Here is a 13,955-nt window from a genome sequence, read left to right as displayed (position 1 = left end):
GCTTTCACCCTCCTGCGGACGGGGGGTCCTGACGGCGGACGCCGACAACGCCGCGCAGCCGGGCGCGGTCACAGGGATTGGTGCCCGAGGCGCACCTGCATCGACGGGTGGCGGGCAGCGAGGGCGCGGAGAAAGGCGAGGCTCCTGGCGCTATCGGCGCGGTCGTACGAGAACGTCCCGGGCTCGACGTCGTTGCGCCAGCCCCAGACGGTGTGGCACACATCGCCGGTGAAGAGCACGGATCCCTCGGGTGTTCGCGCGACGTAGGCGACCGAGCCCGGGGTGTGTCCCGGCGCAGCGAGAGCGAAGAGCGAGGCGTCGCCGAACACGTCAATCGCGCCGCTTTCGTCGAATTCCCACTCCTGAAGGGCCGCGCGGCCGTCGAGGAGCTGGTCCACGACAGGCTGCGTCAGCGCATGGAAGGGGCTCTCGAACGCGGACTCGCCGGGGCCGAGGAAGATCGGGACGTCGCGCGCCACGTCGGGCAAGCCCAGCACGTGGTCGAAGTGCAGGTGCGTGAGCAGCACTCCGGCCAGCGACCGGTCGCCGCGCCAGACGCCGAGGCCGGCCTCCACCCGCAACGCGCCGAAGTTGAACGCCTGCCCGACGGCGCCAGTCCTCAGGGGATGGTCGTGCGCCGCGAGCGACTGCGCCGCACCGGTGTCGATGATGTACAGGCCCCGGGTCGGGTGCGCGAGCGCGTGGAAGGTGATCTCGACCGGCTCAGCGCCGTCGGTCAAGGCGGCGGCGCGCTCGTGTTCGAGGTTGATGAGCCCGCTGCGGCTCGACTCCCACCGCGCGCTGACGACGGTCTGGACGGTGATGGGGCCTGCGTCATGGAGGAGCGCCTCCATCGCCTGAAGCGTGGTCGGCTCGCCGAGGGTGGCTTTCCCCGCGTCATGCGTCGACGCGGGTGGGGCCTTCGGCGCTGGGGATGGCTCCGTACAGGCGCCGAGCAGCAGCGCCGAGGCGAGGAGTGTGCGGGACACGAGAGGGGTGGCGTGGATGGACATGCCGCCAGTGTGCTCTCGAAAAAATGGATAAAAACTGACGAAACCAGCATGTAGATATACGCAGATGAATATCTCCTGGGACGACGCACGGCTATTCCTCGCGGTGGCGGAGGCAGGCAGCCTGAGCGCCGCCGCGCGCAAGCTGCAGATGACCCAGCCGACCGTGAGCCGGCGCCTGGCCGAGCTGGAGGCGGTCCTCGGCGAGCCCCTGTTCGACCGGGGCGTCGCTGGCGCCGCGTTGACGGCCTACGGGGCCGGCCTGCTCGAGCCCGCGCAGCGGATGGCCGACTGGGCCGCCGAGCTGACCCGCGCGGCCGAGCGGCGACACGCGCCCGCGGGCGTGGTCCGGATGACGGCGCCCCCCGGCGTCGCGCACGCCTTCCTCGCCCCCTTCGCCGCAGCGATCTCGTTAAGCACGCCGAGCATCCAGCTGCACGTGGTGTCCACGGTGCGCCCGCTCGATCTGATCCGGCGGGAAGCGGATCTTGCGCTGCGGCTGGGCGCCCCCGCCGATGAGACCAGCGTCGCCTCGGTGGACCTCGAGCTGCGCGCCTTCGCGTCGGAGCAGTACGCGGCGCGCGTGGCGGGCAAGACCGACCCGGCCGATCTTGCCTGGATCGGCTGGGCGCCGCCGTTCGACGACCTCTCGCCGAACAGCGTCCTCAGACGCCGGATCCCGGGCTGGCGCCCGTCCTTCGCATCCGACGACTACCTCGTTCAGATCCGCGCGTGCGAGCTAGGTCTCGGCGCGATGCTGCTCCCGCGCGAGCACCCGCATTTCGGCAGGCGGCCGCCGCTCTGTGCGCTGAAGGTGGACCTGCCACCCGTCCGACGCCCGCTCGTCCTGCTCTGCCCGCGCAGCGCACGCGCCATTCCGCGCGTGCGCGCGGTGCTCGAGCTCCTCGTGGAGAGCCTGCGCGCGTGGCGCCCGCCGAAGGGAAGGGCCGCGCGGCGCTGACGGCGCAGTCCCCGCGCGCGCTGGGCGCGCCACCAGGCCAGCGCGTAGGGTCGCGCCGATCAGGCCACCTGACCCCGCAGCGAGCCGGTGGCGCCCGCGTGACGCCGGGAGCGTGCTCCGCCGTTCGCGCGCCGGCCGGCCGGGCCCCTGGACTCGTCGATCGGGATGGCGCGCGCGGATCTCTCGTGGCGCCCCTTCACGAGCGCCGGTCCGGTGCCCGAGGAGATCGCGACGGTGAACCGCCTCGCGCCGGGCGTCGAGGCGTACAACATGGTCGTCACGCACATGCGGGATCGGCACCTGCTCCTCGACACGCCACGCGCCCTGCTCGCGACCATGGCCCGCGTGGATCGAGAGATCGCGGCGCAGCAGCGGCGGCTGCTGGCGACGGTCGTCGTCGGCGATCGCGTGCTCTCCGGGGCTCCCCCCGGCCGCGGGCGCTCGGCCACGCCGCTCGTCGAGCGCCTGCGCGGGCAGGTCGGGATTCTCGGGGCCGGCCGGGAGCCTGATCGGCGCGGTGGCGGGCGGCTCGCTCGGGCAGCGCTTCGGCCTGCTCAGCGGTTTTCGCGTGCTCGCGGCGCTCTATGCGGTGCTGATGGTGTGGCACGGGCGCGGCGTGCTCACCGAGAGCGACCAGCCCGTCGCGCTCGCCGAGGGCGAGTCGGAGTAACCGCAGCAGCTGAGTCAGCAATTCGTGATCATCGGAGGGGTCGATCACCGGACGTGCTGAGGACGCGCGACACGAGCGCGAGCAGCATCTCGCGCGCGCGGTCGCGGTCGACGGCTGGATCGCGTAGCCGGATCGCCTTGCTGCCGTCCAGCACGGCGAGCACCATGGTCGCGAGGTCCGCCGCCGGCAGCGTGTCGTCGACGAGGCCGGCGGCCTGTCCGCGCGCGATCGCGCCCGCGAGGAGCTGCTTCATCTCGGCGCTGTGGCGCCGGAGCCGATCCGCGATCGCGGCGTTGCGCTGCGACTCGGCGAGCACGTCGAAGAGGAGGGCCGGCCCCTTGCCGCCGTAGAGGTCGGCCACGAGCGCGGGGAGGTCGCGCGCGTCCTTCACGTCGCCCGACAGGTGCGCGGTCGCTTCGTCGAGCACGAGCTGGAAGATGCCCTCGAGGATGGCCTCCTTGCTCGGGAAGTAATGGTAGAGGTGCCCAGGGCTGACGCCCGCCTCGGCGCAGATGCTCGCGATGGAGGCCTGCACGCCCTCGGCGGCGAAGCGACGCAGGGCGGCGCGGAGGAGCTCGCGACGCTTCTTCTCGTGCTGGTCGGGGTTGACAGTGCGCATGCGGCGAACCATTGTTAGAGCGTTCGCTCTAACATTGAGGAGGGGGATCGAACGATGCCCATGATACCGCGCACGCATCTCGGCAAGAACGGTCCGCTCGTCGGCGCGCTGGGCCTCGGCTGCGGCGGGATGTCGCCCAGCCGCGGCGCCGGCAGCGACGCCGAGAGCATCGCCACGATCCAGGCGGCGCTCGACGCCGGGATGAGCCTGCTCAACACCGCCGACTTCTACGGCATGGGGCACAACGAGGCGCTCATCGGACGCGCCATCGAAGGCCGGCGCGACCGGGCCTTCGTGAGCGTGAAGTTCGGCATGCTGCGTAGCCCGGGCGGCAAGTTCCTCGGGATGGACGGCCGCCCGGCCACGGTGAAGACGTTCGCGGCCTACTCGCTCCAGCGCCTCGGCGTCGACGAGATCGACCTCTACCAGCCCGGGCGACCCGATCCCGACGTGCCCTTCGAGGAGACGATCGGCGCCATCGCCGACCTCGTGCGCGAGGGCAAAGTCCGTCACGTCGGCGTGTCCGAGGTCGGCGCAGAGCTCCTGCGCCGCGCGCACGCGGTGCACCCCATCGCCGCGCTCGAGATCGAGTACTCGCTCGCGTGCCGCTTCATCGAAGCAGAGATCTTGCCGACCGCGCGCGAGCTCGGGATCGGCATCGTCGCCTACCGCGTCCTCGCCGACGGGCTGCTCAGCGGCGCGACGGCGCCGAGCCCTGGCGCGCACTTCGTGGCGCCGCGGATGGAGGGACACGCGCTGGAGCAGAATGTCCGCGCCGCTCGCCCGCTCGTCGACATGGCCGCCCGGAAGCGCTGCACGCCAGCCCAGCTGGCCATCGCGTGGCTGCGCGCGCGCGGCGACGACATCGTGCCGCTCGTCGGCATCAGCCGGCGCGCGCGGCTCGACGAGAACCTCTCGGCGCTCGACGTGCGCGTCTCCCCGGACGAGCTCGCGCAGCTCGACGCTGCGTTCGCGCCGGGCGCGATCGTCGGCGATCGGTATCCCCCGTTCGTCATGAAGTACGCGGCGCGGTAAGCGACTCGGGTCGCGCCCACACGCCGGCCCCCCCCTGACGGAGCTCCCGGCCGCGCCGGGAAACCCTCATCGACGAGGCTTCAAGGACGGATCATGAAGGCTATCGTCTCTTCGACGGCGCCGGATCGAGCTCCGGATAGTGCCGGAAGATGCCGTCTTCGTTGAAGGGTATCCGCCGATCCGAGGCCAGGTAGGCCGCGATCCGCGGGCGCTCGGCCACGCGGTCGCGCAGCGCGACGAGCCCAGGGATCCTGGGCGCGAAGGCGGCCATGGCGTGCGGGAACGCGTAGCGGAGGCCCTCGATCACCTGGAACAGCGAGAGATCCACGTAGGACATCGCGCCTCCCAGGAGGTGACGACCGCCGTGGCGCTCGAGGACGCGCTCGAAATAGCCGAGGAATTTGGGCATACGCTCGGCGAGGAAGGCCTGGCTGCGGCGGAGGGCCTCGGGCTTCTGGTCCTCGTAATAGAGCGCGACGGAGATAGGGTGATGCGTGTCGTGCACCTCGGCGACCAGATCGGTGATGGTGAGCTGGAGCTGATGGGCGCCGAGCCTGCTCGCCTCGTCGTCCGGCGCGAGGCCGAGGCGCGGGCCGAGGTAGAAGAGGATGTTGGCCACCTGCGCGATCACGAGGTCGCCGGAGCGGAGGAACGGCGGCGCGAAGGGCTCGAGCGCGAGCGCGTGGCTCTTCATGAGCTTCTGCATGGCGGCGACGCCGCCGTGCTTCGCCGCGGGCAGGCGGGCGACATCGACATAAGGAGCGCCGGCGTCCTCGAGCGCGAGGCGCACGAATTCGCCGCGGCCCTGAATGCCCGGCCAGTAATACAGCTCGTACGTGGGCGCGTTCATGACGGATAACTCGCGCCGCCGAGCGCCGCGGTCAATGGGCGCGCGGCCGAGCGGTCCGCCGGGTCCGGCGCGGGCACGCGAGCCGGTGCGCCCTGCGCCGCGCCGCCGAAGGAGAGGTCCATGGCCGCTGCGGCTCGTGTAGCCTCGGCGGTGGTGGTGACGAAGATGACCGACCCCAAGCTCGACCCGTCGACGTTCGGCGCTTCTTTTCAGGCGTTCCTCGAGCAGATGGCAGCGCAGGCGCCCGCACAGGAGCCGGAGATACGGCGGCGCATTCGCGAGCACCTGGGCGGAGATCCGGCGCAGATGCCCGTCGTGTCCGAGCAGTTTGCGAAGTACGAGCACCCCAACCTGCACCTCGCTCTCCAGGCCTACCTCGGTCAGCCGGAGCGCGAGGCCGAGCTCTTCGGGATCACCTCGACGCACGAGATGTTCACGGCGAGGCTCTCGCAGATCGCGTCGCCCCGGAGCGCGATGCCCGGCGCAGGGATCGACGTCGGGCCCGTGGAGTACGTCAACCTGCCGCTCGATCAGGGCCGGGTCATCGCCTGCGTCCGCAGCGGCGTGCACCTCGTCCGGCGTGGCGAGCAGCGCCTGGTGGTGTACGTGAGCGCGTCAGCGGGGTGGCGCGAGAGCCTCACGCTGGAGGTGATGGCCGCGGAGCGCGCCGAAGCGGAGGCGGTGCTCGCCGAGGTGCGGAACACGATGCGCGCGCGGAGCATCTACCGGGGCCACGTCATCTCCCTCGAGCAGCCGCAGCAAGGCACCATCGACGTGCGGTTTCATCGGCTGCCGGCCATCGGCAAGGATGAGATCATCCTGCCGCAAGGTCTCCTCGAGCGAATCGAGCGCCAGGCCGTCCGCTTCGCCGAGCTCCGCGGCGAGCTCAGGGCGATGGGCCGCCACCTCAAGCGCGGCATGCTGCTGCATGGACCTCCTGGTACGGGCAAGACGCTCACGGCGATGTACCTCGCGGGGCAGATGCCGGATCGGACGGTGATCCTGCTGACCGGGCGGGGCATGGGGCTCATCGAGCAATCGTGTGCGCTCGCGCGCCTGCTCGAGCCGGCGACGGTGATCCTCGAGGACGTCGATCTCGTCGCGGAGGAGCGCACCCGGCAGTGCGCGGGGAGCAACGCGGTCCTCTTCGAGCTGCTGAACCAGATGGACGGGCTCTCCGACGACGCCGACATCCTCTTCATCCTGACGACCAACCGGCCCGACATCCTCGAGCCGGCGCTGGCGGCGCGGCCGGGGCGCATCGATCAGGCGCTCGAGGTGCCGCTGCCCGACGAGGGCTGCCGTCGCCGCCTCTTCGAGCTCTACGGCCGAGGGCTCGAGCTGCGCCTCTCGCAGCTCGACGCCTTCGTGGCGAGGACGAAGGGCGTGAGCGCGGCCTTCCTCCGCGAGCTCCTGCGCAAGGCCGCGCTCTTCGCCGCCGACGAGGGGGCCGGGCGCGTCGTCGAGGACCGGCACATCGACACCGCGTTACGCGAGCTCGCGGTCGAAGGCGGAAAGCTCACCCAGAGCCTGCTCGGGGCCAGCGCCATGTCGGAGTGAGCCGCCCGACGCCTACCCGCGAGGATGGCGCGCTGGCCTGGAGCTGCGCCACGTGTCCACGGAGCTGCACGTCCCGCTCACGGCCTACGTCATCGTCGCGCCCGGCGGCCGCTACGCCGCCGTCCACGAGCAGGCCATCGCGGCGCGCCGCGCCCCTGCGCATCCAGCCGGCGCCGATTCGGGGCCACCTCGATGCCTGGGGATCGGATGATCGCCATGGAGCTTTGGCGGGGGCGTGGTGCCGCAATAGACGCAACGATCGCTCGGCATGTCGCGAACATCGGCGAAGAGCGAGCCGACCTTCATGGTGCCCGCGCGAAGCCCCTTGAACAGCCTTGCGCGGATCATCCAGCAGCGAGTGTCGTAGCGCGCGATCCCTGCCGCCTCACGGCGCCGCGGGCGTGACGGCCTCAGGTCGAGCGCCGCCGACCGAGATCGAGCTCATGCGCGACGAACGAAGCCCCTTGCGGAGCGCGCGCGGCGGGGTTCTGCTCGCCGCATGTCCGACCTCAAATTCTATTACGCCCCCATGACGAGCGCAGACCGAGTGCACTGGGCGCTCGAGGAGCTCGGCGTCCCCTACGAGAAGGTCAAGCTCGACCTCGCGGCGGGAGATCAGCGCAAGCCCGAGTACCTCGCGCTCAACCCGAACGGCAAGGTCCCGCTGCTGGTCGTCGATGGGAAGCCCATCTTCGAGGGGCTCGCGATCCTGCTCTACCTCGGCGAGCGCTACGGCGTGGACAAGGGCCTCTTCCCGCCGCTCGGCGCCGATCGCGCCGAGGCGTTCAAGTGGATGGCCTGGGCCAACGTCACGCTGTACGAGGCGACGACGCGCCTCCTGCGCAACACGCTGGAGCGCTTCCCCGCCGACGAGCGCAACCCCAAGGTCGCCGAGGGCGCGAAGCAGGACCTCGCGGACGGGGTCGGGATCCTCGACCGCGCGCTCGAGGGCAAGGAGTACCTCGTGGGCAACCAGTTCTCGCTCGCCGACGTCGCGCTCGTGACGGCCCTGCCGTTCCTGGCCCGCTTCGGCGTGGATCTCTCGCCGTTCGCGAACGTGAACGCGTGGATCGCCCGCTGCACGAGCCGTCCTGCGGTCAAGCGGGTCCGGCCGGGCTGACGTCTCCGCCCCAACCGTGGCGCTCGCGGAGCATCACCCGGAGAGCCGGGCCGCCGATCGGCGCAGTCACCCGCGGACGGGCGGCTCGGTGCCGAGGGGGCGGGCGCGCCGCTGCGCTCGCAGCGAACCACGCGCAAAACGGAGGATCGCCCCAGGCGAGGCTCCCACGAGCCACGATCGCCTGTATGCTCTCGGCATGAAGGACCCGAAGCACCTACCCCGACCCGAGGGCCTGGCTCATGACCAGTGAATCCTGCGGCGTCTGCGGCGGCGACGGCCGCATCGCCAACTCGTTCTCCGGCAGCACCGCCACCTGCCCGGGCTGCCACGGCACCGGCCGGCGCTCGGACGACCCCCGCTTCCGCGACGTCACCAAGACGAAGCCTTCCCACTACCGGCAGCCGAACAAGACGGCGGCCGTCGAGAAGCCGCAGGGACCCGCGTCGCTGGAGGGCATCCAGCTCGCCAGGGAGGTGAACGCGGCTGCGCATCTCTCCAGCGGGACGAAGGCCAAGCTCACGCTCGAGATCATCGAGCATGAGGCCACCCACGGAAAGTGCACGCAGACCTTCATCAAGAAGGTCCGCAAGCAGCTCCGTCCGCCCGGATCGTGATCGGCTTGCCGCGAGCCATTCAGGAGCGCGGACGCTACAGCGTCACCTGAATCGTTCGACACGACGGCTGCCGAGGGCCTCCGGGTTGAGATTCACACACGGTGGTGTCGAAGCCAGGTCTCGAAGTCGGTGAGCGGAATGCCGAGCGCGCGCGCCGCCTCGGGGGTGGCCGGGCTGCCGTAGTGGTTCAGCCGCGCGTGCGGGCGCGCGATCATGGGCATCAGACCCCGGGCGACGGCCTCGTCGGCCGTGAGCGACGGAGCTTCGATGGGGAGGTCGAGCGCACGGGACAGCGCACGAGCGATCTCGCGCATCGTCAACCGTTGGCTGGCGAGCTCGAGCTCCACACCGTGGAACCGTGACGGCTCCTGGACGGCGGCCGCGGCCGCTGCCCCGATGTCCTGCACGGCGACCACGGCGAGCTCCGTGTCAGGCGCGATCGTGGTGAGCAGGCGGTCGCCCGTGCCCCCCTCGAACATGATGGAAGGGCGGACGAAGTTCTCCATGAAGAAGGACGGCTTGATGAGGGTCCAGAAACGGAATCCGGCATTCTTCACCAGCTCTTCGGTGTACGCCTTGCTCTCCCAGTAGTTGCGGCTGGCGCCCCGCTCGAGCTCCCAGCCCGGCGCTCGCCGGTGGTGCGCGCCGGCTCCGGACACCGACGTATGGATGAACTGCGGAACGCCGGTCGCCCGGGCTGCCTCGACGAGGTTCTTCCCCTGCGCTCGCTCGGAGTCCGACTCGAGGTCGGCCATGTTCGGGTGCTGCACGGAGAACACCGCCCGCGCTCCCTCGCAGGCGGCGCGCAGCGAGCCGGGGTCGTCGAAGTCGCCCCGCACGAGCACCGCACCGCGGGCGCGCAGCGCGATCGCAGGGGCCGCGCCGGGGTCACGAACGAGCGCACGCACGGGGACGCCTCGCTCGAGCAGCGCAGCGGCGACGGCTCCGCCTTGCCTGCCAGTGGCGCCGGTGACCAGCACCGGCTCGGTGGTCGCTTCGGTGGACATGAGTTATCCTTTCAGAGGCGAATGAAGGCCTCGAATTACCCCCCAACCATGCGGCGCTCGCGCGGAGGCGACCAGTCGAGCGCGTCCAGGTTGCTTGCGAAATCGTCCATCCGGGGCCGCTCGTGGACCCGCTGAGCGAGCTCCTGTCCTCGGTTCGAGCGAGGGCGACGTCGTGGGCCTGCCTCGACGCGAGGACGCCGTGGGGCGTCGCGCTTCGAAGCAGGCCTTCGACCTTCTGCATCCACCACGTGGTGAGCGGCGCGGCCTGGCTCTCGACCGAGGACGACGGCCACGCGCTCGACCTGACGGCCGGCGACGTCGCCGTGGTGCCGCACGGCCGGGCGCATTCGCTCCGGGATCGCAAAGGCACGCCGGTCGTCGCGCTCGAAGAGCTGCCCGGGGTCCGCGAGAGCGGCGACAGTCGCGTGTGGCACCTGACCCTGGGCGGCGCGGGGACCGAGACGCGGACCACGTCGGCGCTCGTCGAGCTCGAGGACCCGTTCTCCGTCCCGATCGTGTCGTCGTTGCCGCCCGCGTTCCGGCTCGCGGGTGCGGGCGCGGGTCAGACGTCGCTCGTGGAGCACCTCCGCTTCCTCACGCGCGAGATCGAGTCGAGGCCGTTCGGCGCCGATCTCGTGCTCGCTCGCATGGCAGACGTGCTGTTCGTCCACGTGATGCGGGCGTATGTCGAGACACTCGGCGACGGGCCCTCGCACTCGTGTCGATCGCTCGAGCTGGTCAGCGCGCTGCGCGACCCGGGCGTGGCCACGGCCATGGGCCTGATGAGCCGTCGGCCGGAGCATCCGTGGACGGTCGCCTCGCTCGCCGAGGAGGTCGGGCTGTCGCGGTCTGCCTTCGCGGCGCGCTTCACGAGCCTCGTTGGCGAGCCGCCGCTCGGCTTCCTCACGCGGATGCGCATGCAGAAGGCCACGATGTTGCTGCGCGAAGGCGCGACGCTCGCGCTCACCTCTCAGCTCACCGGCTACGCGTCGGAGGCCTCGTTCGGCCACGCGTTCCGGCAGTGGTCGGGCATGGCGCCGGGGGCCTACCGTCGCCAGCAGCACGCGCGCCAGAGCGATCTTGGCGTTGAGCCAGGCGCTCGGCCTCGAGCCCAGGCTCCGCCGGCTCGACGCGCCCCGAGGGCGTGAGGCGCCGATGCGCGCCCATGGCGTCGGCGCGCCGCTGGCGAGCGGCTGCTCGGGTCAGCTCATCATCACTGTTCGTCGATGGTCAACGCGGTGATGTACGACTTGCCGATCGGGATCGAACAAGACACACTCGTGAAGTAGGTACCCCTCTTCTCCTCTGTGCCCTCTGTGCCTCTGTGGTTTGTCTCCTTTGGTTCTCGGGCCCTCTGCGTCGACGATGAAAGCCTCTGGCAAATGCAAGCGGCGACGCGGGTGCGTTTCGTGCTCGTGGCGGGCGCGAAGCGCTACTGTCGCCAGCGGTCGAGGAGCTCGCGGGCGGAGCCGCCGCGCTCGAGGCGGGCGCGCGTCACCGCGCCGTCGGGGGCGATGTCGACGATGAACTCGAGCGTCGGGTCGCCGCGCAGGTGGTAGCGGAGGTCGGCGACGCGCACGGTGGTCCCGCCGTCGCCGGCGGGCGCGTGGCGGACCACGGGGAAGCGAGCCCAGGCGAGCGCCTCACGCACGGTCGGGACGGCGGCGACACGGGCGGGGACAGGGCCGCTGGGCGCGCGCGCGACCCGGCGCTCCTCGGTCGGCGCGCCGCCGAGCAGGTCGACCGTGCCGGCCGCGTAAGCGTCCTCGTGCGCCGCGATGAAGCGCCATGTCGTCACGCCGAGCATCGCGGGGAACACGGCGACGCGCTGCGCTCCGGGGTGGGCGGCGGCGACGCGGGCGACGAGCACCTGCTGCATGGCGACCCGGCCGCCGACGTACACGGCGGCGACGGCGGCGCCGACGAGGACCGCGCGCCGCCAGCGCGCCCGCCGGCGCCACGCGACGAGCGCGCCGAGGGCGAGCGGCAGCGTGACCAGCGGGTCGAGCACGCCGGTCCAGTCGAGCGTCAGGCGCGCGTCCGAGAACGGGAGGAGCAGGCGCGTTCCCCACCCGGTCCAGAGATCCGGCAAGAGGTGCGCGAGGGCGACCGAGAGGACGCTGAACGCGTAGACCGGGCCGAACCGAGCCCGCCGCCGCAGGACGAGCCAGGCGACCCCGGCGGCCACCGCCGCCACCACCGGCGCGAACAGGAGCGCGTGCGACGGCCCGCGGTGCGCGCGAAGGGTGCGCAGCACCGCGTCCCCGGCCGGCCAGAAATAGTCGAGATCCGGCAGCTCGGCGGCGATCACGCACGAGAGCAGGACGGCGCGGTCGGTCGGCGACGCGCGCCCCTCGCCGGGCCTCATGTCGGGGCGACGCGTCGCGCCGACCGCCAGCCCGAGGAGCCCATGCGTCAGCGTGTCCATGAGGGTCGTCAGCTACCTCATGGCCCCGAGCGAGCGCAAGGCCGTGACCCGCTCGGCGTCGCCGAGGCGAGCTCTGCGGCCTCGCGCGCAGCGCGCTTGTCGTCGTGGATCTGGCGGCGTGCAGTGGAGCCGGGGGATACGCTCCGGCCGCCATCGACTCGCGGAGCGAGCGACGTCTTGTCGAGGTGACCGTTGGTGTCGTCCACGCGCGGATATTGTCCCGTGCCGCGCGTAGCGTGGTTTCCGTGCAGGAACACGAGCAGCGGATACTGCCGGCCGGCCTCGAGGCTCGCCGGGCGGTGGAAGAACGGCGCCGGGCCGCCCGTGCCGGCGACGGCGAGGAGCGCCGCCGCCGAGCACGGGCTGACCGCGGCAGCGAGACGGCGGCGGCTCGTCAGCGCCGCGCACCTCGTCAGATCCGGGCGAGGAACTCCCGGATGGCCTCGGCAAAGCCGGCTGGGTCGTCGTCGTGGATCCAGTGGCCGCACCTGGGGAACGTCGTCCAATGGGTCCGCGGCCTGCGCTCGGCCATCGTCCGCGCCATCGACGCCGAGAGCATCGGGCTCTCCTGCCCGTGCAGCAGCAGGGCCGGGCAGGAGGACGCCAGCCAGTCATCCCAGAAGTCCCCGAGCAGGGCCTCTTGCGAGGCCATCATGTCGGCGTAATCGAAGAGCAGACGCCAGCCGTCGGCGTCCTCGATCGCGCTGTCCATGAAGTAGCTCGCGTCCGGGATGCCCTGGGCCTCGATGGCGGCCGCGAGCGCCTTCCGGGTGGGGGCGTGCACGGGCCACCGACTCACGTCGAGGACCGGGTGCGGCACCTCCGGCTCGCGCACGACGGCGCCGATGTCCTCGATGATCAGCGCGCGTACGAGCTCGGGGTACCGGGCGGCGAGCTGGTAGGCGTTCACGCCGCCCATGGAGTGGCCCAGCACCACGGCCGCACCGAGGCCGAGCGCGCGCAGGAGCTCGGCGGCGTCCTCGACGTAGTCCTCGCGGGTGAACGGGCCGCCGTGGTCGCTGAGCCCGTGGCCACGCTGGTCGAGCGCCACCAGCCGGTGTCCGGGTCCGAGCGCGGCGGCGAGCGGCGCGAACATGCGAGCGCGCCCGAAATGACCGTGCAGCGCGAGGATGAAGCTCCCGGCACCGCCGAAGTCGAGGAACGAGAACCGGCGCCCTCGCAGGGTCAGGTGAGCTTCCGCGATCATGGCATCGACCTGAGCGGGGTAGCGCCCCTCGAGAGCGCGGATCCACGCATCAGACGGGAGAATGCAGCAGGGAACGTGGCGTCCGCAAGGTCAATCCTCCTGGCTCCCGCGCCTGCCGACCTTGGCCGCGCAACCGGACACGACGGCGAGCGGCTCGGGACGCATCGTGGAGACCCACGGACAAGCTCTCGCAGGGGTCGATGGCGCACGTCGCGGGTCCGCCTACGGCGCTGCGCCCGCGTGAGCTTGCTCCCGCGCCGCCCTCCGAAACAGCCGGGCCGAGGTGAGCCACAGCGCGACGAAGACCCCTGTCAGGATCAAGGTGTAGCCCCATCCGGCGATCAGCGCGATCACGCCGACCAACGCCTGAGCGATCGCCGTCGCGACCAGCGCGCGCTCCATTCCGTATGGCTGGAAGCGCGCGATGATGGCCCCGAGGATCCCGACGGCGAGCACCCCGCCAACCATCAAATTGGCGGGGTTCTCCTCATTCCCGATGATGCCGACGGCGAGGTTCATCCAGACGAGGACGAACGCCGCCGCGAGCGCAACGCCGACGGCGGCTCGGTACGCGGTGTTGCTCGTCACCCTCGCAGCCAGCTCGTAGACGCCGCAAGCGCCGACCAGCATGGATCCGAAGATGACGAAATCCGCCAGATCCCAGGCTACCTCTTCGGTGAACTGCATCGCGAGCAAGGGCAGCAGCAGGACGAGCGCTGCAATGCCCCAGACCGCTACCCTCCAGGGGCTTCCGCGCCGTCCGCCACCGTTGTGCGCCGTTCCTGTCATCGCCTCACCGCCGTGCTTGAGTGATGGCTTCACCCTAGCTCACGTGACGGGTGGGCGGCATGAGCAGCTCGTGGAGCTTGGTGGA

16 protein-coding genes are annotated in these 13,955 nt (G+C 71.5%); 8 read left to right on the top strand and 8 right to left on the bottom strand.

Annotated elements, in window-relative coordinates:
- Nucleotides 1–68: 68 nt before the first annotated feature.
- Nucleotides 69–854: an MBL fold metallo-hydrolase gene (locus tag WME98_RS24720; RefSeq protein ID WP_437953501.1), complete on the bottom strand. Its 786-nt coding sequence runs from the start codon at nt 852–854 to the stop codon at nt 69–71.
- 223 nt (nt 855–1,077) lie between these two features.
- Here WME98_RS24720 and WME98_RS24715 point away from each other — a divergent pair, with 223 nt between their 5' ends.
- Nucleotides 1,078–1,971, top strand: coding sequence for a LysR family transcriptional regulator (locus WME98_RS24715; protein WP_437953500.1), 894 nt, complete (start codon nt 1,078–1,080; stop codon nt 1,969–1,971).
- A 59-nt stretch (nt 1,972–2,030) separates the two neighbouring features.
- On the opposite strand, the gene WME98_RS24710 is transcribed toward WME98_RS24715, so the two are convergent.
- Entirely contained in the window at nt 2,031–2,252 is a 222-nt protein-coding gene (locus WME98_RS24710) for a hypothetical protein (protein WP_437953499.1), read from the bottom strand.
- Nucleotides 2,253–2,488: 236 nt separating this feature from the next.
- Between WME98_RS24710 and WME98_RS24705 the strand changes: the two genes are divergently transcribed.
- Nucleotides 2,489–2,641, top strand: a complete 153-nt coding sequence (locus tag WME98_RS24705) for a hypothetical protein (RefSeq protein ID WP_437953498.1) — start codon at nt 2,489–2,491, stop codon at nt 2,639–2,641.
- Between the two features lie 28 nt (nt 2,642–2,669).
- Here WME98_RS24705 and WME98_RS24700 read toward each other — a convergent pair whose 3' ends face one another.
- Entirely contained in the window at nt 2,670–3,260 is a 591-nt protein-coding gene (locus WME98_RS24700; protein ID WP_437953497.1) for a TetR/AcrR family transcriptional regulator, read from the bottom strand.
- A gap of 63 nt (nt 3,261–3,323) precedes the next feature.
- On the opposite strand from WME98_RS24700, the gene WME98_RS24695 reads away from it, so the two are divergent.
- A complete protein-coding gene (locus WME98_RS24695; protein WP_061626310.1) occupies nt 3,324–4,295 on the top strand; it encodes an aldo/keto reductase in 972 nt (323 codons plus the stop codon).
- A gap of 100 nt (nt 4,296–4,395) precedes the next feature.
- Here WME98_RS24695 and WME98_RS24690 read toward each other — a convergent pair whose 3' ends face one another.
- The gene (locus tag WME98_RS24690) at nt 4,396–5,145 is read right to left on the bottom strand and encodes a glutathione S-transferase (protein ID WP_437953496.1); all 750 of its coding nucleotides are present in this window, start codon (nt 5,143–5,145) and stop codon (nt 4,396–4,398) included.
- Nucleotides 5,146–5,265: 120 nt separating this feature from the next.
- Between WME98_RS24690 and WME98_RS24685 the strand changes: the two genes are divergently transcribed.
- The 4 genes from WME98_RS24685 to WME98_RS24670 all read left to right on the top strand — a co-directional run bounded on the left by WME98_RS24685 (nt 5,266) and on the right by WME98_RS24670 (nt 8,439).
- Nucleotides 5,266–6,705 carry an AAA family ATPase gene (locus tag WME98_RS24685; protein WP_437953495.1) on the top strand — a complete coding sequence of 480 codons (1,440 nt, stop codon included), beginning with the start codon at nt 5,266–5,268 and terminating at the stop codon, nt 6,703–6,705.
- A gap of 52 nt (nt 6,706–6,757) precedes the next feature.
- Complete coding sequence (locus WME98_RS24680; RefSeq protein WP_437953494.1) at nt 6,758–6,916, top strand: hypothetical protein; 159 nt, start codon at nt 6,758–6,760, stop codon at nt 6,914–6,916.
- Between the two features lie 288 nt (nt 6,917–7,204).
- Complete coding sequence (locus WME98_RS24675) at nt 7,205–7,825, top strand: glutathione S-transferase family protein (protein ID WP_061626300.1); 621 nt, start codon at nt 7,205–7,207, stop codon at nt 7,823–7,825.
- Nucleotides 7,826–8,064: 239 nt separating this feature from the next.
- Entirely contained in the window at nt 8,065–8,439 is a 375-nt protein-coding gene (locus WME98_RS24670) for a hypothetical protein (RefSeq protein ID WP_061626301.1), read from the top strand.
- Between the two features lie 92 nt (nt 8,440–8,531).
- On the opposite strand, the gene WME98_RS24665 is transcribed toward WME98_RS24670, so the two are convergent.
- Entirely contained in the window at nt 8,532–9,446 is a 915-nt protein-coding gene (locus WME98_RS24665; protein ID WP_437953493.1) for an NmrA/HSCARG family protein, read from the bottom strand.
- Between the two features lie 122 nt (nt 9,447–9,568).
- Here WME98_RS24665 and WME98_RS24660 point away from each other — a divergent pair, with 122 nt between their 5' ends.
- Nucleotides 9,569–10,594 (top strand): AraC family transcriptional regulator, encoded by a 1,026-nt coding sequence (locus WME98_RS24660; RefSeq protein WP_437953492.1) that lies wholly within the window; start codon nt 9,569–9,571, stop codon nt 10,592–10,594.
- Between the two features lie 284 nt (nt 10,595–10,878).
- On the opposite strand, the gene WME98_RS24655 is transcribed toward WME98_RS24660, so the two are convergent.
- The 3 genes from WME98_RS24655 to WME98_RS24645 all read right to left on the bottom strand — a co-directional run bounded on the left by WME98_RS24655 (nt 10,879) and on the right by WME98_RS24645 (nt 13,870).
- The gene (locus tag WME98_RS24655; protein ID WP_437953491.1) at nt 10,879–11,874 is read right to left on the bottom strand and encodes a metal-dependent hydrolase; all 996 of its coding nucleotides are present in this window, start codon (nt 11,872–11,874) and stop codon (nt 10,879–10,881) included.
- A gap of 412 nt (nt 11,875–12,286) precedes the next feature.
- Complete coding sequence (locus WME98_RS24650) at nt 12,287–13,081, bottom strand: alpha/beta fold hydrolase (protein WP_437953490.1); 795 nt, start codon at nt 13,079–13,081, stop codon at nt 12,287–12,289.
- A 222-nt stretch (nt 13,082–13,303) separates the two neighbouring features.
- On the bottom strand, nt 13,304–13,870 hold the full coding sequence (locus WME98_RS24645; RefSeq protein WP_437954020.1) for a hypothetical protein: 567 nt from the start codon (nt 13,868–13,870) through the stop codon (nt 13,304–13,306).
- Nucleotides 13,871–13,955 lie beyond the last annotated feature (85 nt).

It is taken from the genome of Sorangium sp. So ce296 (assembly GCF_051529605.1).
GTDB classification, from domain to species: Bacteria; Myxococcota_A; Polyangia; order Polyangiales; family Polyangiaceae; genus Sorangium; species Sorangium cellulosum_D.
Note: the sequence above shows the minus strand (reverse complement) of the source record. Positions and strands in the feature narration are given on the sequence as shown.